This is a genomic window from Nocardioides sp. Z13_37 (assembly GCF_058355585.1).
On record NZ_JBZGDV010000006.1, the window covers coordinates 24,897 to 45,090 of the forward strand.

18 protein-coding genes and 1 pseudogene are annotated in these 20,194 nt (G+C 74.6%); 4 read left to right on the forward strand and 15 right to left on the reverse strand.

Features of this window, described 5'->3' with window-relative positions; all coding sequences use genetic code 11:
- Positions 1-645: 645 nt before the first annotated feature.
- From AC4H2S_RS14585 to AC4H2S_RS14615, 7 genes are all read right to left on the reverse strand, one after another.
- The gene (locus tag AC4H2S_RS14585) at positions 646-1,599 is read right to left on the reverse strand and encodes a hypothetical protein (RefSeq protein WP_491497693.1); all 954 of its coding nucleotides are present in this window, start codon (positions 1,597-1,599) and stop codon (positions 646-648) included.
- A gap of 183 nt (positions 1,600-1,782) precedes the next feature.
- Positions 1,783-3,174, reverse strand: coding sequence for an amidase (locus AC4H2S_RS14590; protein WP_491497694.1), 1,392 nt, complete (start codon positions 3,172-3,174; stop codon positions 1,783-1,785).
- On the reverse strand, positions 3,171-3,815 hold the full coding sequence (locus AC4H2S_RS14595) for an SRPBCC family protein (protein ID WP_491497695.1): 645 nt from the start codon (positions 3,813-3,815) through the stop codon (positions 3,171-3,173). Before AC4H2S_RS14595 ends, AC4H2S_RS14590 begins: the two co-directional genes overlap by 4 nt.
- Positions 3,812-6,250: an aerobic carbon-monoxide dehydrogenase large subunit gene (gene cutA / locus AC4H2S_RS14600; protein WP_491497696.1), complete on the reverse strand. Its 2,439-nt coding sequence runs from the start codon at positions 6,248-6,250 to the stop codon at positions 3,812-3,814. Before cutA ends, AC4H2S_RS14595 begins: the two co-directional genes overlap by 4 nt.
- Positions 6,247-6,738 (reverse strand): (2Fe-2S)-binding protein, encoded by a 492-nt coding sequence (locus tag AC4H2S_RS14605; RefSeq protein WP_491497697.1) that lies wholly within the window; start codon positions 6,736-6,738, stop codon positions 6,247-6,249. Before AC4H2S_RS14605 ends, cutA begins: the two co-directional genes overlap by 4 nt.
- A complete protein-coding gene (locus AC4H2S_RS14610) occupies positions 6,735-7,601 on the reverse strand; it encodes an FAD binding domain-containing protein (protein WP_491497698.1) in 867 nt (288 codons plus the stop codon). The genes AC4H2S_RS14605 and AC4H2S_RS14610 overlap by 4 nt, the downstream gene beginning before the upstream one ends.
- Positions 7,598-9,022, reverse strand: coding sequence for a uracil-xanthine permease family protein (locus tag AC4H2S_RS14615; RefSeq protein ID WP_491497699.1), 1,425 nt, complete (start codon positions 9,020-9,022; stop codon positions 7,598-7,600). Before AC4H2S_RS14615 ends, AC4H2S_RS14610 begins: the two co-directional genes overlap by 4 nt.
- A gap of 150 nt (positions 9,023-9,172) precedes the next feature.
- On the opposite strand from AC4H2S_RS14615, the pseudogene AC4H2S_RS14620 reads away from it, so the two are divergent.
- A pseudogene (locus AC4H2S_RS14620) lies at positions 9,173-9,946 on the forward strand (GNAT family N-acetyltransferase); the annotation flags it as partial.
- A gap of 241 nt (positions 9,947-10,187) precedes the next feature.
- Here the strand turns inward: AC4H2S_RS14620 and AC4H2S_RS14625 are convergent.
- Positions 10,188-11,447: a PucR family transcriptional regulator gene (locus tag AC4H2S_RS14625; RefSeq protein ID WP_491497700.1), complete on the reverse strand. Its 1,260-nt coding sequence runs from the start codon at positions 11,445-11,447 to the stop codon at positions 10,188-10,190.
- An 81-nt stretch (positions 11,448-11,528) separates the two neighbouring features.
- Here AC4H2S_RS14625 and AC4H2S_RS14630 point away from each other — a divergent pair, with 81 nt between their 5' ends.
- Genes AC4H2S_RS14630 through AC4H2S_RS14640 form a run of 3 tightly spaced genes read left to right on the forward strand, consistent with a single transcriptional unit; the run spans position 11,529 to position 15,213 of the window.
- Positions 11,529-12,287: an oxamate carbamoyltransferase subunit AllH family protein gene (locus tag AC4H2S_RS14630; protein WP_491497943.1), complete on the forward strand. Its 759-nt coding sequence runs from the start codon at positions 11,529-11,531 to the stop codon at positions 12,285-12,287.
- Positions 12,284-13,807, forward strand: a complete 1,524-nt coding sequence (locus AC4H2S_RS14635; protein WP_491497701.1) for an AllF/FdrA family protein — start codon at positions 12,284-12,286, stop codon at positions 13,805-13,807. Before AC4H2S_RS14630 ends, AC4H2S_RS14635 begins: the two co-directional genes overlap by 4 nt.
- Positions 13,804-15,213 carry a YlbE family protein gene (locus AC4H2S_RS14640; RefSeq protein ID WP_491497702.1) on the forward strand — a complete coding sequence of 470 codons (1,410 nt, stop codon included), beginning with the start codon at positions 13,804-13,806 and terminating at the stop codon, positions 15,211-15,213. The genes AC4H2S_RS14635 and AC4H2S_RS14640 overlap by 4 nt, the downstream gene beginning before the upstream one ends.
- On the opposite strand, the gene AC4H2S_RS14645 is transcribed toward AC4H2S_RS14640, so the two are convergent.
- From AC4H2S_RS14645 to AC4H2S_RS14675, 7 genes are read right to left on the reverse strand one after another with little or no spacing between them, the layout of a single operon-like run.
- Positions 15,186-15,860 (reverse strand): lysophospholipid acyltransferase family protein, encoded by a 675-nt coding sequence (locus tag AC4H2S_RS14645; RefSeq protein ID WP_491497703.1) that lies wholly within the window; start codon positions 15,858-15,860, stop codon positions 15,186-15,188. The two genes, AC4H2S_RS14640 and AC4H2S_RS14645, sit on opposite strands and share 28 nt — an antisense overlap.
- Positions 15,861-15,865: 5 nt before the next feature.
- Positions 15,866-16,198, reverse strand: coding sequence for an MGMT family protein (locus AC4H2S_RS14650; protein WP_491497704.1), 333 nt, complete (start codon positions 16,196-16,198; stop codon positions 15,866-15,868).
- A complete protein-coding gene (locus AC4H2S_RS14655) occupies positions 16,195-16,701 on the reverse strand; it encodes a hypothetical protein (RefSeq protein WP_491497705.1) in 507 nt (168 codons plus the stop codon). The genes AC4H2S_RS14650 and AC4H2S_RS14655 overlap by 4 nt, the downstream gene beginning before the upstream one ends.
- Complete coding sequence (locus tag AC4H2S_RS14660) at positions 16,701-17,978, reverse strand: DUF58 domain-containing protein (RefSeq protein WP_491497706.1); 1,278 nt, start codon at positions 17,976-17,978, stop codon at positions 16,701-16,703. Before AC4H2S_RS14660 ends, AC4H2S_RS14655 begins: the two co-directional genes overlap by 1 nt.
- A complete protein-coding gene (locus tag AC4H2S_RS14665; RefSeq protein ID WP_491497707.1) occupies positions 17,975-18,949 on the reverse strand; it encodes an AAA family ATPase in 975 nt (324 codons plus the stop codon). Before AC4H2S_RS14665 ends, AC4H2S_RS14660 begins: the two co-directional genes overlap by 4 nt.
- Complete coding sequence (locus AC4H2S_RS14670) at positions 18,936-19,370, reverse strand: hypothetical protein (RefSeq protein WP_491497708.1); 435 nt, start codon at positions 19,368-19,370, stop codon at positions 18,936-18,938. Before AC4H2S_RS14670 ends, AC4H2S_RS14665 begins: the two co-directional genes overlap by 14 nt.
- Positions 19,367-20,161, reverse strand: a complete 795-nt coding sequence (locus AC4H2S_RS14675) for a DUF4129 domain-containing protein (protein ID WP_491497709.1) — start codon at positions 20,159-20,161, stop codon at positions 19,367-19,369. The genes AC4H2S_RS14670 and AC4H2S_RS14675 overlap by 4 nt, the downstream gene beginning before the upstream one ends.
- Positions 20,162-20,194 lie beyond the last annotated feature (33 nt).

Below are 20,194 nucleotides of genomic sequence, written 5' to 3' on the forward strand. Positions count from 1 at the left end.
GGGCGAAGGGCCCTCGACGGTATGAGCGTCAAGGGCCCTTCTGGTGAGGTGCGGGTCGCCGAAGCGACCAGCTCCTCGGGTGACCGGCCGGGTGATGCGTCCGGTCGACGGCCCGCTCCGGCTCGAGTCCAGCCACCCCATCACCTGGTGCCTGCGGCGGTCCCCGGCGTACCGGTTCACGTCGTGCGGACTCGTCGTCCTGGGCCATCCCGCCTCCCCTTGCGGGGCTGCGTAGTGAGAGTTCTATGCCCTGCGTCACGGGGTCCGCAAGGGCCTCGACCGCCTGATCTCGACATACTTCGGGTTCCGGCGCGTCGTGCACAGGATCGCCCGTTCCGTCCCCAGCCTGCGGGCCGATCTCCACAGCTCTCTCCACAGGTGGGGGTCTCGGGGCTCGGCTGGCTTGGGCGGTGAGTCAGCAACCGAATCGGGCGGCAGAACGGTTGCCTGCTCACCGCCCGACGGGACTGACGGACGGCTGGCGGCTCGGGCGGTGAGTCAGCAACCGAATCGGGCGCCAGAACGGTTGCCTGCTCACCGCCCGACGGGACTGACGGACGGCTGGCGGCTCGGGCGGTGAGTCAGCAACCGAATTGGGCGGCAGAACGGTTGCCTGCTCACCGCCTAAGCGGGACACGTACGCCGTCAGGCCGCCCGGCGCCGACGCCTGGCGAGGCCCGGGACGGTCGAGAGGCGCCCGAAGAGCAGGCGCCAGGACGCGCCGAGGTCGGGCGCCGGCCCGTCGTAGCCCGACTCGACCAGCCCGGCGTACACCCGCGCGACGAGCGACCGGGGACGCCCGAGCAACTCCTTGGTGACCTGGACGTACCGCACGTGCGCCCGCCGCAGCTCGGCGTAGCGGTCGATGTCGTTGACGTAGACACTCCGCTCCAGCTGGTGCTGGGAGCCCTCGTACTCCACCCCGAACCGCCACCTCCGGTAGTAGAGGTCGAGCAGGAACGGCAGTGCACCCGTCTCGTCGAACGGCTGGTTGACCTCGGCCTCGGGCATCCCGGCGAAAGCGAGCACGGCCCGCACCTCCGACTCCGGCAGCGACCGAGCCCCGGCGTCGAGGTGCGGCAGGACCCACCGCGCCTCGGCGGCTCCGTCGCGCCACGGATCGCGGTCGACGAGGTCCAGGAGGTCGTCGGCATCGAGGTGTCCCCCGTGCAGCAACCAGTCGCCCACCTTGATCGCCTCGAGCACCCGGGCCGTCACGCAGTACGCGACGAACGCGGCCGCGACCGAGGCGTGCTCCGCGTCGCTCGGCGGCATCAGGACGGTCCGGTGCAGGAAGACTCCCGCCGGTGCCAGGTGGAGGTCGCCCTCCACGACGAAGTGCAGCGGCCACGCCGGCCCGTGGTCGAGGCCGAGCGCCTGCAGGCGGGTGATCCCGGTCGTGCGCGCCGATGCGGGGAGCACCAACCGGGCCGCCGCCACCGCATGCTCGAAGGTCATGGCGAGGTCGCGACAACGGTGCACGCCGGCGTGGACGCGTACGAACCGCTGGCCCTGCAGCATCCTCGAGGTGATGCCGGCCTCCAACGCCTCGGCTCGCGTGAAGGGGCGCGACCGGAGGTGTTCGGGGATCTCGCGCACTCCCCGATCCGACCGCGGTGGCGGCCCCGGGCGCGAGGGGCAGCTGCGGATCTGTGGACGACAGTTCGCGACCCGTCTTTGGGGCGGTGAGTCAGCAACCGAACCTGGCGGCGAAAAGGTTGCCTCCTCACCGCCCAACAGGGCGGCAGCCGCGAAAAGGTTGCCTCCTCACCGCCCCAGAGGTCAGGCGAGCAGCTCCTCGACCGCGGCCGCGACCTCGAGCAGCCGGCGGTCGGCGCCGTGGCGGGCGACGAGCTGGACGCCGACGGGCAGGCCGTCGGCCGTGCGGCCGGCGGGCACCGAGATCGCGGGGCAGCCGGTGACGGTGATGAAGTAGGCCGAGCGCATCCAGGCGAGGTAGTCGGGCATCTGCTCGCCGTTGATCGTCTCGGGATACTCCTGCTCCACCGGGAACGGCGGCACCTGCGAGGTCGGGAGCAGCAGCACGTCGTGCTCGCCGAAGAACAGCCGCATCGTCTCCGACAGCGAGGTGCGCTGCGCGTACGCGCGGGCCACGTCGGCGCCGGTGAGCGACTCGCCGGCGCGGATGTTGGCCTCCAGCGTGGGCTTGAACGACGTCGGGTGCTGCGCGAGCAGGTCGGCGAACCGCGCCTGGAAGTGCCAGGCCCGCAGCGTGCGGAAGGTGTCGTCGGCCAGCGCCAGGTCGGGGTGCGCCTCGGCCCCGGAGGCACCGGCGTCGGAGAGCCGGGCCGCGGTGCGGCGTACGACGTCGGCGACCTCGTGGTCGACCACCAGCGCTCCGCCGAGGTCGACCGAGCACGCCACACGGAGCCCGGCGAGCGGTGCGGGCGTGAGCGGCGGGGCGAACGACGACCCGGGCTCGCCGAGCGCGAGCGGGGCCCGCGGGTCGGGTCCGGCGATGACCGACAGCAGGAGCGCGAGGTCGTCGACGGTGCGGGCCATCGGGCCCCCCACCGATGTGCTCTCCCACTGGTTGTAGAGCGGCCACTCCGGCACGCGTCCCAGCGAGGGGCGCATCCCGACGACGCCGCAGAACGACGCCGGGTTGCGCAGCGAGCCGCCCATGTCGGAGCCGTCGGCCAGCGGCACCATGCCGGACGCGAGCGCGCACGCCGCTCCCCCGCTCGACCCCCCGGCCGAGCGCGAGGGGTCGACCGGGTTGCGGGTCACGCCGAAGACGGTGTTGAACGTGTGCGACCCGGCCGCGAACTCCGGCACGTTGGTCTTGCCGATGAAGACCGCCCCGGCCGCGCGCACGCGCTCGACGAGTAGGTCGTCGTGGTCGGCCACGGCGTCGGCGAAGATCGGCGAGCCGTAGGTCGTGCGCCAGCCCTTGAGGGCGTGGGTGTCCTTCACGGCGAAGGGCAGCCCGTGGAGCGGGCCGGTCTCCTCGCCGGAGGCCTGCGCCTGGTCGGCGACCGCGGCCCATGCCCGCGCCCGCTCCGCGTCGAGGGACACGATCGCGTTGAGCTCGGGGTTGCGCTCCTCGATCCGGTCGAGGTGCAGCTCGAGGAGCTCGGTCGCCGAGATCTCGCCCGCGCGGAGGGCTGCGGCCTGGGCGCGAGCGGTGGAGTCGACCGTCAGGTCGCTCATCGGCGGCGCCCCAGCAGCACGCCGAGGGCGACGAGTCCGGCGCCGACGACGACGCCGAGGAGGAAGTCCTGCTGCGACGCGGGAGCGGCGAGGGAGGACGTCCTCGCGGGGGCGGTGAACACCGTCCCCGCGCCGGCCGGCGGGGGCGCGCTCGCGCCGGCGTCGGGAGCGGCTGCGCCGGCCGGGGTCGGGGCCACCGGCCCGGCGGCGATCGCCTGCTCGACCGAGCCGAAGAACTCCGCGGCCATCCGGCGCGAGACCGAGGTGAGCATGCGCTGGCCGACGCCGCCGACCATCCCGCCGACGACCGCGTCGGCGTCGTAGAACAGCGTGGTGGTGCCGTCGGCGTTGGCCTCGAACCGCACCGCCACGTCGGCACCGATGGTGCCCGGGGCGCCGGCTCCCTGCAGGTTCATCATGAGCGACTCGTGCGGCTGCAGGTCGCTGAGCCGGCAGGTGCCGGAGTAGGTGCCACGGATGCTCGCCACTCCTGCGGTGACCGTCATGTCGTACGTGTGGTCGCCGGTCTCCTCCAGCCGCTCGCAGCCGGGGATGGTGCGCACCAGCACGGCGGGGTCGAGCAGCGCGTCCCACACCTGCTCCACGGGGGCGATCAGCGTGGCCTCGCCGGCGATCTTCATGCGGTCTCCTCGGTCGGGGGGTGGGACTGGTCGGCGTGCGCGAGGCGCAGGTCGAAGAGCTCGGACGGCGAGATCGGCATCGCCGTGATCCGCAGCTGCGGGCTGTAGGGCCGCTCGGCGTCCTCGATGGCGGCCGCGAAGACGGCGGCCGACGGGATGACGCCGGCCTCCCCGGCGCCCTTGATGCCGAGCGGGTTGAGCGGCGACGGCGTCTCGAGGTGGTCGATGTCGATCGACGTCGGGACCTCGGTGGCGTAGGGCATCAGGAAGTCCATGAACGACGCGTTGAGCAGCTGGCCCGACTCGTCGTAGGCCATCCGCTCGTAGAGCGCGCCTCCCACGCCCTGCGCGACGCCGCCGTGGATCTGGCCCTCCACGATCATCGGGTTGATCAGGTTGCCGCAGTCGTGCACGACGGCGTACTTGAGGATCGTGATCTCGGCGGTGTCGGGATCGGTCTCCACGATCACCGCGTGCATGCCGCTGGCGAAGGTCGAGCGCGGCGGGGAGAAGAAGTCCTTGCCCTCCAGGCCCGGCTCGTCGCCCTCGGCCACCGGCGGCTTGCCGGGATCGCCGACGGAGAACTGGGTGGCGGCCTTCGAGGCCTCGTCGAAGGCGTAGCGCAGCGGGTTGGACAGCACGGCAACGGTGCCGAGGTCGATGCGCGTCTGCGGGGAGGCGTCGGTGCCGCGCACCGAGACCACGCCGTCGGTGATCTCGAGGTCGTCCTCGGCCGCCTCGAGCGCCTCGGCGGCGATGCGCAGCGCCTTCTCGCGCGCGCGGAGGGCGGCGAGGTGGATCGCCGAGCCGCTCATCACCGCCGCCCGGGAGGCGAAGGTGCCCACGGCGTAGGGCATCTTGCGGGTGTCGCCGGTCGTGATCTCGACGTCCTCGAAGCGCACGCCGAGGGTGTCGGCCACGATCTGGGCGAACGCCGTCTGGTGGCCCTGCCCCTGGGTGGTCAGGCCCGTCGCGACCTTGACCTTGCCGGAGGTCTCCACGTGCACGTGGGCGCCCTCGTAGGGCCCGACGCCGGTGCCCTCGACGTAGCAGGCCAGGCCGATGCCGACGCGGCGGCCCTGGGCGGCCATCTCGGCGCGGAGGTCCTCGAACTCGTCCCACCCGACGAGCTCCTTGAGCTTGGCCAGGGAGGCCGGGTAGTCGCCCGAGTCGTAGGTCAGCTCGCGGCCGTCCTGGAAGACCAGGCCGTGCTCGTAGGGGAACTCGTCGGGCTGGATGAAGTTGGTCGCCCGCACCTCGGTGCGGTCCTTGCCGAGGTAGTCCGCGATCGCGTCCATGGTGCGCTCCATGACGAAGCAGCCCTGCGGACGTCCCGCGCCGCGGTAGGGCGTGACGATGACGGTGTTGGTGTAGAGCGACTCGAAGACCACGCGGTAGCTGTCCGGCTTGTAGGGCCCGAGCAACTGCGTGGAGGTGATGATCGGGACGATCAGCCCGTAGGGGGTGTAGGCGCCGTGGTCGTGCCAGAACTCGACGTCGAGCCCCAGCAGCCGGCCCTCGTCGTCGAAGCCGACCTCGACGTGGTGGTGCTGGGCTCGCTCGTGGGCCGACGAGATGAAGTGCTCGCGCCGGTCCTCGGTGAACTTCACCGGCCGCCCCAGCGTCATCGCCGCGAGCGGCACCAGCAGCTCCTCGGGCCAGGGGTGGTTGATCTTCACGCCGAAGCCGCCGCCCACGTCGGGCGTGACCACGTCGACCTTGGCCAGGTCGAGGCCGAGCTTGGCGGCCACACAGCCGCGCACGCCGGTCGAGGTCTGCGTCGAGGACCACACCGTCAGCCGGGACGTGTCGGGGTCCCAGCGCGCCACGGTGCCGCGGCCCTCCATGGGCGTGCACGCCGAGCGCTCGACGTCGAGCTCGAGGGTCAGGGTGTGGGGCGCCCCGGCGATCGCCGCGCGGGCGTCGCCGTTCTCCTGCTCCATGCGGGCACCGACGTTGTCGGGCACGTCCTCGTGCACGGCGGTGCGCGCCGCCCGCGCGGCCGGGATGCCGACCACCGGCGAGAGCACCTCGTAGTCGACGCGGATCCGGCCCACGGCGTCCTCGGCGACGTAGCGGTCGACCGCGACGACGAACGCGACGGCCTCGCCGGCGTAGTTGACCTCGTCCTTGGCCAGGGCGTACTGGGTGCGGCCGTGGGTCAGGCTCGGGTGCGGGATGAGCAGCGGCAGCGGCTCGGCCATCGGCCCCTCGAGGTCGTCGTGGGTCCACACGGCGAGCACGCCCTCCACGTCGAGCACGTCGGCGACGTCGATGTCGACGATGCGGGCGTGGGCGTGCGGCGAGCGCAGCACCGCGGCGTGCAGCAGCCGCGGGTCGTCGGTGAGCAGGTCGTCGACGTAGCGGCCCTGGCCGCGCAGGAAGCGCTGGTCCTCCACCCGCGGCACCTTGGCGCCGAACATCTTGGTGGTCATGGCTCACCCCGCGTGATCTCGGCGGCGCGGAGCACCGACCTCACGATGTTCTGGTAGCCCGTGCAGCGGCACAGGTTGCCGGCGATCATCTCCCGCGCCTCGTCCTCGGAGGGGTCGGGCGTCTCGCGCAGCCCGGCGGTGATGGTGGTGAGGAAGCCCGGGGTGCAGAAGCCGCACTGCAGGCCGTGGCAGTCGGAGAACGCCTGCTGCACCGGCGACAGCGAGCCGTCGTCCTCCGTGAGCCCCTCGACGGTGGTGATCTCGGCGTCGACCGCCGACACGGCCAGCATCAGGCACGAGCGCATCGGCGCGCCGTCGACCAGCACCGTGCACGCCCCGCACACGCCGTGCTCGCACCCGACGTGCGTGCCGGTCAGACCGCAGTCGTGGCGCAGCGCGTCGGAGAGCAGCCGGCGCGCGGGCACGCGCACCTCGTGGACGGAGCCGTTGACGTGCAGTCGCACGTCGTGGAGCTGTTCGGTGGTCACGGGTGGGACGCCTCTCCTGCCCGCGAGCGGGCGTGGTCGGTGGCAGCCGCCAGGACCCGCGGTGCCAGCACCTTCACGAGGTGGGCGCGGTAGGCGGCGGTGGCGTGGATGTCGCCGGCCGGGTCGAGCTCGGCGAGCGCGGCGCCGGCGGGATCGCCGGCCGGGTCGCGCACGGCGTCGGTGACGTCGACGACGACGGGGACGTCGCTCACCGACACGAAGCCCACCCGGGCCCGGGTGACGGCGTCGCCGTCGGTCTCGACGTGGGCGGCCACGCCGACGAGGGCGTAGTCGCCGTGGCGGCGCGCGATCTCCTGGAAGGCGACGCCGGCGCCGGGCGCGAGGGCGGGGAAGAACGCCTCCACGGCGATCTCGTCGTGGGCGAGGGTGCTCTCGAGCAGCCCGGCGAACAGCTCGGCCGCCGGGACCGTACGACGACCGCGCACCGACGCGACGTCCACCGACCCGCCCAGCAGCCGCAGCACCATGGGCATCTCGGCCGCGGCGTCGGCGTGCACGATCGAGCCGACGGTGGTGCCGCGGTTGCGGATCGTCGGGTGGGCGACGTGGCTCAGCGCCATCGCGAGCAGCGGTTGCGCCTCGGCGGCCTCGACCGACGCGAGCACCTCGGCGTGGCGGGCCAGGGCCCCCACCCGGACCCCGTCCCCGTCGACGCGGACGTGGGCGAGGTCGGGGAGGGCGTTGATGTCGACGAGCATCGACGGAGCGGCCAGCCGCATCGACAGCAGCGGGACGAGCGACTGGCCGCCGGCCAGCACCTTCGCCCCCTGCTCCCCCGCGAGCGCCGCGAGGGCTTCCTCGAGGGAGGAGGGTCGCAGGTAGGCGAAGGGTGCGGGCTTCATCGCTGGTGCGTGCCTCCGGAGGCTGCGTCGTCGACGCCCTCGTCGTAGTCGGGGTGGCTCAGGTTGCGCGCCACGTTGCCCGGTCCGTCCCCACCACGGCCCTTGACCATGTGGAAGAACACGATGACCAGGATCGTGCCGAGGGCGATGCCGCCGAGCTCGAAGTCGTCGCCGAAGGTGAGGGTGACGCCGCCGATGCCGGCGATGATGCCCGCGGAGAGGCCGACCAGGTTGACGGGGTTGCCGAAGTCGATGTGGTTCTCGACCCAGATCTTCGCCCCCACCAGTCCGATCATCCCGTAGAGGACGACGGTGATGCCGCCCAGCACGCCGCCGGGCGTCGCGTTGACGATCGCGCCGAACTTGGGGCACAGCCCGAGCAGGATCGCCACGAACGCGGCGACGTAGTAGGCCGCGGAGGAGTAGACGCGGGTGGCGCCCATGACGCCGATGTTCTCGGCGTACGTCGTGGTCGGGGAGCCGCCGAACGCGCTCGCGAACGCGGTCGCCAGGCCGTCGGCGCCGATCGCTCGGCCCATGTAGGGGTCGAGGTCCTCGCCGGTCATCTCGGCGACCGCCTTGACGTGGCCGGTGTTCTCCGCGACGAGCGCGATCACGCCGGGCAGCACGAGCAGGATGGCGGTGAGCGAGAACGACGGGCCGTGGACGACCGAGACGCCGTCGGCGAGGGTGCCGCTCGGCAGGCCGATCCAGTCGGCCGCCTGCACGCCCGCCCACGAGACGCGGTCGTGCTCGGTGGCCTCGGCGGCACCGCCGAGCACGGAGGTGATGGGGCCGAAGACGCCGTCGAAGATCCAGGACAGCACGTAGCCGAAGACGAGCGCGAGGAAGACCGCGATGCGCGACCAGAAGCCCGGCAGGGCGACCGCCGCGAAGACCATGAAGGCCGCCGTCAGCAGCGCGACCCACTGGTCCTGGGGCCAGTAGACCCCGGCGACGACGGGCGCGAGGTTGAAGCCGATGAGCATGACCACCGCGCCGGTCACGGCGGGCGGGAGGATGCGGTGGATGAGCCCGGCGCCCGCGAAGTGCACGAGCACGCCGATCGCGGCCAGCACGAGGCCGCCGACCAGGATCGCGCCGGTGACGTACGACGAGTCGTTGCCCTCGTCGAGCGCGCGGATCGCGGCGACCGACGCCACGAACGAGGCGCTGGTGCCGAGGTAGCTGGGCACCCGGTTCTGCACGATCAGCAGGAACAGGATGGTGCAGAGGCCCGAGAACATGATGGCGAGGTTGGCGTCGAGCCCCATCACCAACGGGAAGACGAACGTGGCGCCGAACATCGCGACCACGTGCTGGGCCCCGAGCCCGATCGTCTTGCCCCACGGCAGGCGTTGGAGCGGGAGCACCGGCTGGCCGGGTTCGGGATCGACCACGTCCCACTTGAACATCGACATTGCTGGCCTCCAGATTCGCAGGGGTGTGGTGCCCGAGGAGCCACAAACTAGTGCGGCTCATCTCACACCCTCACTGGCGACATCTGCCGAAGGAACGCCGGGCCCGCTGACAAGTTCTCGGGCGGGTCGAGCGCTGTCTACCCTTCGGGCATGGGCCTGCCTCTCACCGACGACGCCTGGCCGGGCGGGTCGTTGCGCACCGAGCGGCTGCTCCTGCGCGCGCCCGAGGCGCGCGACCGCGAGGCCTTCCTCGACCTCGGCTCCGACCCGGTCGTCAACCAGCACCTCGGCGGCGGCCAGGACCGGGCGGCCCTCGACTCGACCCTCCCCGAGGTGCCGGCCGACCGTCCGGCGCAGTACGTGATGGAGCGCGAGGGCCGCTTCCTCGGCTGGATCGGTCTGAGCCGGCGCGAGGCGCGCCGCCCGGGCGTCCTGCCCGCCAGCTCCAGCGACCACGCCGGCGTCCTCGAGCTCAGCTACGTGCTTCCGGTCGACGCGTGGGGCCACGGCTACGCCGCCGAGGCGTGCGCGGCGCTGCTCGACCGTGCCGACGAGCGCCTCGGCGAGGACGTCGTGCTGTGCACCCAGGTCGCCAACACCCGCTCCCGCGCACTGGCCGAGCGCCTCGGCTTCGAGGAGGCCGACCGGTTCGAGGAGCACGGTGCCGAGCAGTGGTTCGGCGTACGCCACCCGGCGCTGCGCCGGGCGGTCGCGGCGGACGCCGGGGCGGTCCATCGCGTCGCCGAGGCGGCGTACTCCCCCTACCTCGCCCGCATGGACGGCCTGCGCCCGGGCCCCCTCGACACCGACTACGCCGCCGCGATCGACGACACCGAGGCCTGGGTCGCCCTCGACGGCTCCGCGGTCGTCGGCTTCCTCCTCCTCGTGCCCGAGGCCGACGGCGTGCTGCTGGAGAACGTCGCCGTCCTGCCCACCCACCACGGACGCGGCCTCGGCCGACGCCTGCTCCGGCTCGCCGAGTCGCGCCCGCGCCCTCGGGCTCCCCCGGATCCGCCTGTACACCCACGTCACGATGGTGGAGAACCAGGCGCTCTACGCACGCGCCGGCTACGTCGAGACGCATCGCGCCGGCGAGGCCGGCCTCGTCCGGGTGTTCTACGAGAAGGCGCTCTGAGCCAGGGCAATCGGCCGACGGGCCGTCACCTCAGCCCACGATCTCCAGCGCCCGCAGCGCCACCGCCACGTCGAGGCGCAGGTGCGGGTCGCTGGCGACCGGCCCGAGGATCCGCTGCAGCTTGCCGACGCGGTAGCGCATCGTGTTGTAGTGGAAGAACTGCGCGCGGGCGGCCTCCGCGACGTTGAAGTTGGTGTCGAGCAGCACCTGCAGCGTCTCGCGCAGATCGGCGGCCTCGGGCGTGCGCTCGGCGAGGGGGCCCAGGACGTCGGCGGCGAACGCGGTCAGCTCGGCACCGTCCGGCACGAGGGCGAGCAGCCGGTGCAGGCCGAGCTGGTCGAAGCGGATCACCGAGCCGCCGCCGTGCACCCGGCGCCCGATCTCGACCGCGCGCTGGGCCTGCCGGAACGCCTCGGGCAGGTCGCCGAGGCCCCGGGCGACACGGCTTACGCCGGCCGAGAACGCGATGCGGCCGCCGCCGCGGTCGCCGCGCACCGCGGCGATGATGCGGTCCACGGTGAGGTGGGCGTCCTCCGGCCCGGTCGAGGGGTCGACCGGCACGAGCGTGACCACCTCGCGGCTGAACGCGACCGAGGCGATCGTCTCGTCGACCGTCGCGGAGACCTGGCGCCACGCGTGGGCGAAGCGGTCCTGCCACGCGCGCCGGTCGTCGGGCTCGGGGGCCAGGACGGCGATGGCGTCGGGGTCGAGCACGGCCACCACCACCATCACCGGACGGTCGAGGTGCCAGCCGAACGCCTGGGCGTGCTCGGCGACGTACTCCTCCTCACCGGCCCGGCCGAGGAACACGTCGCGCAGGAAGTCGCCGCGGTACTTGTTCTCCACCGCGGTGATGGCCTCGACGCGGGTGACGAGCAGCGCGGCCACGATCGCGGCGCGCTCGAGCGCGTGCACGTCGGAGGCGTGGATCGTGCCGTCGGGCTGCAGCGCCACGAGCCGGGCCAGGTCGACGCCGGCCGCGACGACGCGGCGTACGAGCGCCTCCCCCTGGCCCACGGCGGTGCCCGCGGGGTCGATGCGCTCGACGCGCACCCGGCCGGTGGGGTCGACCAGGTCGGCCCGGGCCAGCGCCTCGCGCTGCGCCTGGTCGAGGTGGGCGGCGCGCTCGCGGCCGTCGGTGGAGGTGAACACGACGCCGTAGCCGAGCGCGTCGCCGACCGCCTCCGCGATGGCGTCGAGGTCGCCGCCCTCGAGCACGATGTGGGTCAGGGCGGTGTGGAGCGCGTCGGCGCGCTCGAGGGCTGCGACGGCCTCCGGGTCGCTTATCAAGTCTTGGCGCACATCCACCTCGCGGTCCGACAAGTTCTCACATTCGCGAGTGTCCCACGAGCCGTTAGCGTCTGGGGCGTGATGACCGGACCGACCCCCGTGGCGGCACCACACCGGGTCCACGAGCGGCTGCGGGCGGCGCCCGACGGTCCGCGCGAGGTCGTCCACGCGAGCGGCACGGCGATCTACGTCGACCTCGACGGCTGGTGCCTCGGCCTGGTGTCGGGCGCCGCGACCCGCGTGCCGTGCGCGCTGTGGTCGACCCTGCCCACCCTCGACGTGCTCACCGGCGGTGACCCGCGTCCGGGGGTGCGGGTGCGCCGCGGCGAGCTGGTGGTGGGCGAGCGGGCGGTGCGGGTCGCCCGGCTCCTCGACGTCACCGCCCCCACCCCCGGACGTCATGGGAATCCCCGGTCCGCACCGGAGGTCCTCATGACGTCCGGGCTGGACCTGCCCGCCGACGGCCCGCTGACGCCCGACCACCTCGACCGGCTCCTCGGCCGCGGCCCGGGTCTCACGCCGCTCGGAGACGACGTGCTCGCCGGCTGGCTGACCACCCGCGCCGCCCTGGGCCGTCCCGACGACCTGCTCGCCGACGCCGTGCGCGGCCGGCTGGGCGCCACCACGCTCCTGTCGGCCACGCTCCTCGACTGCGCGGTGCGCGGCGAGGCGCTCCCGGAGCTGGCCGCGTGGCTCGCCGACCCGACCGACGCCGCCGCACGCGCCCTGCTCGCGGTCGGCGCCACCTCGGGCGCCGGCCTCCTCGCCGGGGCCGGGCTGGCCCTGGCGTCCACCACTCCCCACGCCACGCCCCACACCACTCCCCGGAGGGCAGCATGAAGGACCACGTCGAGCTCCGCAGCGGCGCGTACGCCGACTCGGTGACCCTGCTCCAGGTCAGCCGGGCGGTGCAGGCCACGCCCGGCGTGGTGGCCGCGCAGGTCGCGATGGCCACCGGGCTCAACCTCGAGGTGCTCGAGGCGATGGGCTTCGACGTCCCCGCGTCGTCACCCAACGACATGGTCGTGGCCGTGCGCCTCGACGACGACGGCGACCTGTCCGCCGCCCTGGCCGCGGTCGACACGGCTCTCGCGCCGACCCGGCCCGGCGACGGCGGCACCACGCTCGCGCCGCCCCGCACCACGGCCAGCGCGCTGCGGCGTGCAGGCGCCGGCGCGGTCGCGCTGGTCTCGGTGCCCGGCGCCAGCGCCACCGTCGAGGCGATGGACGCGCTGGAGGCCGGCCACGACGTGATGGTCTTCAGCGACAACGTGCCCGTGGCCGAGGAAGTCGCGCTCAAGGCGTACGCCGCCGAGCGCGGCGCGCTCGTGATGGGGCCGGACTGCGGGACGGCCGTCATCGACGGCGTCGGGCTGGGCTTCGCCAACACCGTGCGCCCCGGGCGGATCGGGCTGGTCGCCGCGTCCGGCACCGGCTGCCAGCAGCTGCTCGCCCTGCTCCACCACGCCGGCGAGCGGCTCGCCGAGGACGGCCACGACGGCGTGGGGGTGCGGCACGCGCTGGGCGTGGGCGGGCGCGACCTGTCCGCCGCGGTCGGCGGCGCGGCCACCCGCGAGGCGCTGCGCCGCCTCGACGCGGACTCCGACGTCGACCTCGTGGTGGTCGTGTCCAAGCCGCCCGCCCCCGAGGTCGCCGAGGCCATCACCCGCGACACCGGGGCCCTCGCCACGCCCGTCGAGCTCGGGCTGCTCGGCCGCGGGCAGCGTGACCTCACCGCCGTCGCGGAGGACGTGCTGGCGCGGCTCGGCCACGCCGCGCCCGAGTGGCCGGTGCACGGGGCCGACAACACCGGCCCCGCGACGGGCCGGCTGCTGCGCGGGCTCTTCGTCGGCGGCACGCTGTGCGACGAGTCGATGCTCCTGGTCACCGAGGCGCTCGGCCCGGTGCGCAGCAACATCCCCCTCTCCGACGACCTCGCGCTGGGCCGGGGCGAGACTGGCGACCTGCTCGCCGACGACCACACGATGGTCGACTTCGGCGACGACGCGCTGACCCAGGGCCGGGCGCACCCGATGATCGACCCGACGCTGCGCATCGAGCAGCTCGCCCGCGCGGCCGCCGACCCGGCGACCGGCGTCCTCCTGCTCGACCTGGTGCTCGGCCACGGCGCCGAGCCCGACCCGGCGGCGCGCCTCGCGCCGGCCATCGAGGCGGCGCGCCGCGACCGCGCGATCCCGGTGGTGGTCAGCCTGGTGGGCACCGACCTCGACCCGCAGGGCCTCGCCGCCCAGCGCGACGCCCTCGTCGCCGCCGGCGCCGAGGTGCACCTGTCCAACGCCGGCGCGACGCGCCGCGCCATCGCCCTGCTGGGCGGACCCGAGGGGAAGGACGCCCGATGAGCCAGCCCACCGTCGTCACGGTCGGAGCCGACATGCTCGCCGACGCCGTCGCCGACCAGGCCGTCGAGGTCGAGCGCGTCGACTGGCGCCCGCCGAGGCCGGGCACCGAGGCCGACCTCGCGACCGTCGCCACCGACCCCCGCCGCCCCGGGGCCAACCGCCGGGCGGTCGAGGCGATGCTCGGCGTCACCGCCCACCTCGTCGACGTCGCGCCGGCCTCGGAGGTGCTGGGCCTCGAGCCGGGCCAGTTCCTCCACGCCGGTCCCCCGATCGGCTGGGACCGGGCGTCCGGACCGCTGCGGGGCGCGCTGATGGGCGGCGCCGCGCTCGAGGGGCTCGTCGACGACCCCGAGGACGCGGTCGCCCTCTTCGAGTCCGGCACCGGCGTCAGCCTCGAGCCGTGCCACCACCGCAGCGCGGTCGGCCCGATGGCCGGCGTCGTCACTCCGTCGATGTGGATGTGGGTGCTCGAGGACCGCGAGACCGGGCGGCGCACCTACTGCTCGCTCAACGAGGGCCTCGGCAAGGTGCTGCGCTACGGCGCCTACTCCCCCGAGGTGCGCACCCGGCTCCGCTGGATGGGCGACGTGCTCGGCCCGCTCCTGCAGGCCGCGGTGCGCGGCACCGAGGAGGCCACCGACGTCACCGGCATCCTCACCCAGATGCTGCAGATGGGCGACGAGGCCCACAACCGCAACCGCGCCGGCACGCTGATGCTGCTGCGCGACCTCTCGCCGGCGATGGTCACCGCCGGATCCGACGCCGGCTTCTCCGGCAAGGACGTCGCCGATGCGCTGCGCTTCATCGGCGGCAACGACCACTTCTTCCTCAACCTCGCCATGCCTGCCTGCAAGCTCGCGCTCGACGCGGGCCGCGACGTCCCGGGCTCGACGATGGTCGTCGCGATGGCCCGCAACGGCACCGACTTCGGCATCCAGGTCTCCGGCACGGGCGACGAGTGGTTCACCGGGCCGGCGCAGGTGGCCGAGGGCCTCTTCCTCGGCGACTACGGCCCCGACGACGCCAACGCCGACATCGGCGACTCCGCGATCACCGAGACGGCCGGCATCGGCGGCTTCGCGATGGCCACCGCACCGGCGATCGTCCGGCTGGTCGGCGGCTCGGTGCCCGACGCCCTCGCCACCACCCGCCGCATGCACGAGATCACGCTGGCGGAGAACCCGCGCTGGACCGTCCCGGTGCTGGAGTTCCAGGGGACCCCCACCGGCATCGATGTCACCCGGGTCTGCCGCACCGGCATCCTGCCCCAGATCAACACCGGCATGGCCGGACGGGTCGCGGGCGTCGGCCAGGTCGGCGCGGGGCTGGTCACCCCGCCCGCCGAGATCTTCCCGCGCGCACTGGCCGCGCTGGCGGCTCAGGCCGAGTCGGGCCGCTCGTTGTAGACCCCGGCCTGCTCCTGGCCGGTCAGGCCGGCGATCGCGTCCATGATGCGGTCGGTGAGGTCGCGGCGCGCGCGGCCGGTCGGAACGCCGTCGTACTCCCCCGCGACGGTGATCGGCTCGCCGAAGCGCACCGTCACGTCGACCTTCCCCAGCCGCGGCCGGCTCGCGCCCACCGGCTGGATGTCCTCGGTGCCGACGAGGCCGACCGGCAGGACCGGGCAGCCGGCGGTCAGCGCGAGGTGGGCCACGCCGGTGCGACCGCGGTAGAGCCGGCCGTCGCGCGAGCGGGTGCCCTCGGGGTAGATGCCGAACGCCTCGCCGCGGCGCAGCACGTCGAGCGCGGTGTCGAGGCTCGCGATCGCGGCCCGGGTGTCGTCGCGGTCGACGGGGAGCATCCCGAGGCCCTCGAACCACGCCCGCGTCAGCGTGCCGCGCACCCCGGTGCCGGTGAAGTAGTCGGACTTGGCGAGGAAGACGACCTTGCGCGGCACCACGACCGGGATGACGACGCTGTCGAAGAACGAGAGGTGGTTGCTCGCCACGATCACGGGCCCCACCGCCGGCACCCGCTCGAGGCCCTCGACGCGCGGGCGCCACACGGCGCGGGCGAACGGGGGGATGACGCCGTGCGCGACCGTGTAGAGCATGGCGGTCATTGTGCCCCGAGTCGCGGCGGGCAGAACGCCCGCGCCAGATCCACGGACCCGCCCGGGAGCAGCGGAGTGCCCTCCTCGAGGTAGGCCTGCCGCGCCTCCTCGTCGTGCGAGGGCGGCAGCGAGCCGTCGGCGCGCACCACCCGCCACCACGGCACCCCGCCGCCGTGGGCGGCGAGCACCGAGCCGACCAGCCGCGGACCGCCGCGGCCCAGGCGCTCCCCCACGACGTCGGCGATCGCCCCGTAGGTCGTGGCCCGCCCGCGCGGGACCGACTCGGCGCACTGCAGCACCAGCTCGGCGTAGAGCTCGCGCTCCTCCTGGGTCGTCACGGCGCCTCCGGACGGGTCAGCCGGCCCGTGACGAGCAGCAGCCCGACGGTCACCAGCCCGGTCGCCAGCCACACCCACGAGGGCGCCAGCGCGGGGTCGAGGCCACGGACGGCCAGCCAGGTCGGCAGCACCGGCACCAGCGCCAGGAGCCCCCGGCCCAGCCAGAGCCTGGCCAGTCGGCGGTCGAGCGCGAGGGTCGGCGGGCCGTACGACGCCAGGGTGGCCGCGACGTGCGCCGCGACCAGCAGCACGGCGACGACCAGGATCCGACCGTCCACCACCCCGTGCGCGGCCCACCACCCCCCGACCAGCACGAGCGGGACCACCCCGATCGCGTGGTCCGGCAGCAGCGCCCACCCGGCGGCGCTCAGCACGACCCCACCGACCACCGCCCAGTGGGGCACGTCGGGCAGGGCCACTGCGAGGGCGGCGCACGGCAGCACGAGGACGAGCAGGCGCAGCGCGACGGCGGACGCGGTGGCACCGCGGACGAACGGCCGCATCAGGCACGCACCTTCGGCACCCGCGCGCGCCGCGCGAGCTGCTGGAGCACGGTGTCGAGCGTGCCGGGCCCGCGCCACGGCACCACGGGCGTGCCCAGCGCCGCCAGCCGGCGGAGCCGGTCGTCGCGCTCGATCCGCTGCATCCGGGCGGCCAGCGCGGGCAGCGACAGCCGGTCGGCCTCCCGGCCCGCGAACGCCTCGCCGAGGGTGTCGATGACGACCACCGAGGTGCCGCCGCGCTGCAGGCCGGCGGTCGCGGTGACGAGCGGCGTGAAGAGCATCGGCGACAGCACGTGGACCACGCTGCCGGCACCCGCGCCGAGGTCGAGCCGCTCGGGCGGCACGCTCCGAGCCTCGGGCCGCACCCGGGCGAGCGTGCCGAGGAGGCGCTGCAGGTGCCGCGGCCCGGCGCCGAGCGGCACCCGGGCGCCGTCGGCGGCCACGATGAGCATCCCGACCCGGTCGCCCGTGCGGACGTGGTGCTCGGCAAGCGCGGCCGCCGCGCGGACGGTGAGGTCGAGGGTGCTCGCGGCGCCGTCGATGCCGCCGGACGTCCCGATGTCGCGCAGGCCGTCCACGACGAGCCACACCCCCGCATCCTGCTCGGCGCGGGTGGTGACGACGTGCAGCTCGCCGGTGCGCAGGGAGACCGGCCAGGTGATGCGCCGGAGCCGGTCGCCGGCGGCGAAGAGCCGGATGCCCTCGAACTCGGTGCCGCTGCCGAGCCGGCGCGAGCGGTGCCGTCCGACCAGACCGTCGGGCTGCGGCACCTCTGCGCGGCTGTCGTACGGCGCCGTCTGGGGCAGCACGGTCAGCCCGTTCTCCGGCAGGTCCACCGGCCCCCAGCGCCAGCCCGCCCACGCGCTGGTGAGGGCGACCCGCTCGGCGCCGACCGCGCGTCGTCCCCACCGGCGCGGGCTGAACCACAGGACCGGGAGGCCGTCGGCGACGAGGGACCCGGCCGCGCCCTGGGTCGGCGAGGTGGCCACGTGGGCGGTGGCGGCGGCGACCCGCGTGCAGTGCTCCACTCCGGCCAGGTCGTCGACGTCGAGCCGCGACGTCGTCCCCTGGCCCTCGTGGAGCCGGTGGTGGTCGAGGCGGGCGCCGACGCGCACCGGGCCGCGGGGCCGCGACGCGAGCCCCATCGCGGCCAGCACGACGAACGGGGCGGCCAGCACCACCAGCACCTCCTGGCCGAGCGCCACGCCCCCGCAGATGCCGCCGAGCGCGAGCAGGCACGCCCGGACCAGGGCGGACGTCGGCCGCCAGCCGGTCACCGCGACTCCAGCGTCCGGGGGGTCTCGACCGACGACAGCACGGCGTCGACGACGCGGGCGCCCGATGCCTGGGTCATCCACAGGTCGGGCTTGACGGTGATCCGGTGCGACAGGACCGCACGCGCGACGACCTTGACGTCCTCCGGCACGACGTAGTCGCGACCGCGGATCGCGGCCCAGGCGCGCGCGGTGAGCACGAGGCCGAGGCTGCCGCGCGGCGAGGCGCCGGTCAGCACGTCGGCGTGGGTGCGGGTGGCGGCGACCAGCGCCACGCAGTAGCGGGCCACCGACTCGTCGACGACCACCCGCTCGACGGCGGCCTGCGCGGCCGAGAGCCCGGCGGCGTCGGTGACCTGGGCGATGTCGACCTCCTCGCGCCGGCGGTCGAGGCGGCGGCGCAGGACGTCGTACTCCTCGCCCGCGCTCGGGTAGCCGAAGCCCACGCGCAGCAGGAACCGGTCGAGCTGCGCCTCGGGCAGCGGGTAGGTGCCCTCGTACTCGACGGGGTTGGCGGTGGCCAGCACGTGGAAGGGGCTCGGCAGGCGGTGCGTCTGGCCCTCGACGGTGACCTGTCCTTCCTGCATGGCCTCGAGCAGCGCGGCCTGCGTCTTGGGTGGGGTGCGGTTGATCTCGTCGGCGAGCAGCAGCCCGGTGAAGACGGGGCCGGCGCGGAAGTCGAACTCCGCGCGGCGCTGGTCGTAGACGTAGGAGCCGGTGAGGTCGGCGGGCAGCAGGTCGGGGGTGAACTGGGCGCGGGCGAACTCCAGGCCGAGCGCCGACGCGAAGGACCTCGCGGCGAGCGTCTTGCCCAGCCCCGGGTAGTCCTCGAGCAGCACGTGGCCCTTGGCCAGGATGCCGGCGAGGACCAGCGACAGCGCCTCCCGCTTGCCGACGACGGCTCGGCCCACCTCGTCCAGCACCTGCTCGGCGAGCCGGGAGACGTCGGCGGTGGGGGTCTCAGCGTCGGTCACGGAGGTCCTCGATTCGGGTCAGGATGCGGTCGATGTCGGCGGGCGAGAGGCGCCCGCCGTCGGTGGTCTCGTGCTGGATCTCCTCGGCCAGCCCCGGGTCGCGGGCGCGCGCGAGCTCCACCAGCCGGCGGGCGAGCGCGTCGGAGGGGTGGTCGGCGCTGCGGTGGCTGGTGAGGATGCGCAGGTCGGAGGTGACCTCGTCGACCCGGTCCGTGGGCGGCGGGCCCGTGCGCCACTGAGCGGCCGGGACGTCGACGGTGTCGATGACGAGGTAGGTCATCGCCAGCACCACCACCGCCCACACGACGTACGGCAGCGGCCGGGGGTCGAAGTCGAGGGCGACGGCGAGCCCGTAGCCGATCGCGGCCAGGACGACGCCGCCGGCCGCGCGTCCGCGCCACTGCGCGAGGAGGCGGCTCACGTCCGCACCCCCAGGCTGCGCCGGATGCCGGCGAGGGCGGCCACCGCCTCGGCGCGGTGGTCCTCGGTGATCGGGTGACGGGAGAACCTGGCCTCGCGGTAGAGCTCGGCGAGCCGGTTGACCGGCGCGGTGTCGGCGTCGACGAGGTCGAGGATGCGCAGGGCGTACTCCGAGGACGTCTCGGAGGCGCCGCGCGCCACACCGGCCCGCTCCCCCAGCACCTCGAAGCGGTGCCAGGCCGCGACGATGGCGTTGCGCGGATCGCCGCCGCGCAGCAGCGCGTCCTGCTCGTCGGCCCCGGCGGCCAGCTCCTGCGCCACCCGGTCCGGCTCGTCGAGCGCGGTGAACGCGACGTCGATGCGCTCGGCGCCACCGCGGCGCGCCAGCACCGCCCGGGTCGCGACGACCAGCAGCCGGAGCACGCCGGCGGCCACACCCGCGAGCAGGGCGCCGAGGAGGATCCAGACCAGCACCTTGACCCACAGGGGCGGCGGGCTGTCCTCGACGATCTCGCGGTAGTCGTCGAGCCCGGCCGGGGGCGGGTCGCAGTAGTTGCGCTCGGCGAGGTCGTCGGGGACCTCCACCGTCGTCGACCCGTCGGGGGCGGTGCGCACGGGCAGCGGGATGCACGACTCGGTCGTCGTCGACAGCGGCGCGGGGCGCGGGCCCGGCCCGGTGAAGACCCGGTCGGGACCGACCAGCGTCGCCCAGGCCACCAGCACCATCAGGAGGCTGGTGACGGCCACCGCGAGAGTCGCACGCACCGCTGGGGTGAGTCCGGGCGCCCGCATGGCGTGACCCTAGGCGACGAGGTCGTGCGGTGC

Coding starts and splice junctions, on each gene's coding strand:
- AC4H2S_RS14590 (WP_491497694.1), bottom strand. CDS start 3,174: ATGAGCGACCTGACGGTCGACTCCACCGCTCGCGCCCAGGCCGCAGCC.
- AC4H2S_RS14595 (WP_491497695.1), bottom strand. CDS start 3,815: ATGAAGATCGCCGGCGAGGCCACGCTGATCGCCCCCGTGGAGCAGGTG.
- cutA (WP_491497696.1), bottom strand. CDS start 6,250: ATGACCACCAAGATGTTCGGCGCCAAGGTGCCGCGGGTGGAGGACCAG.
- AC4H2S_RS14610 (WP_491497698.1), bottom strand. CDS start 7,601: ATGAAGCCCGCACCCTTCGCCTACCTGCGACCCTCCTCCCTCGAGGAA.
- AC4H2S_RS14615 (WP_491497699.1), bottom strand. CDS start 9,022: ATGTCGATGTTCAAGTGGGACGTGGTCGATCCCGAACCCGGCCAGCCG.
- AC4H2S_RS14630 (WP_491497943.1), top strand. CDS start 11,529: ATGACCGGACCGACCCCCGTGGCGGCACCACACCGGGTCCACGAGCGG.
- AC4H2S_RS14635 (WP_491497701.1), top strand. CDS start 12,284: ATGAAGGACCACGTCGAGCTCCGCAGCGGCGCGTACGCCGACTCGGTG.
- AC4H2S_RS14640 (WP_491497702.1), top strand. CDS start 13,804: ATGAGCCAGCCCACCGTCGTCACGGTCGGAGCCGACATGCTCGCCGAC.
- AC4H2S_RS14645 (WP_491497703.1), bottom strand. CDS start 15,860: ATGCTCTACACGGTCGCGCACGGCGTCATCCCCCCGTTCGCCCGCGCC.
- AC4H2S_RS14655 (WP_491497705.1), bottom strand. CDS start 16,701: ATGCGGCCGTTCGTCCGCGGTGCCACCGCGTCCGCCGTCGCGCTGCGC.
- AC4H2S_RS14675 (WP_491497709.1), bottom strand. CDS start 20,161: ATGCGGGCGCCCGGACTCACCCCAGCGGTGCGTGCGACTCTCGCGGTG.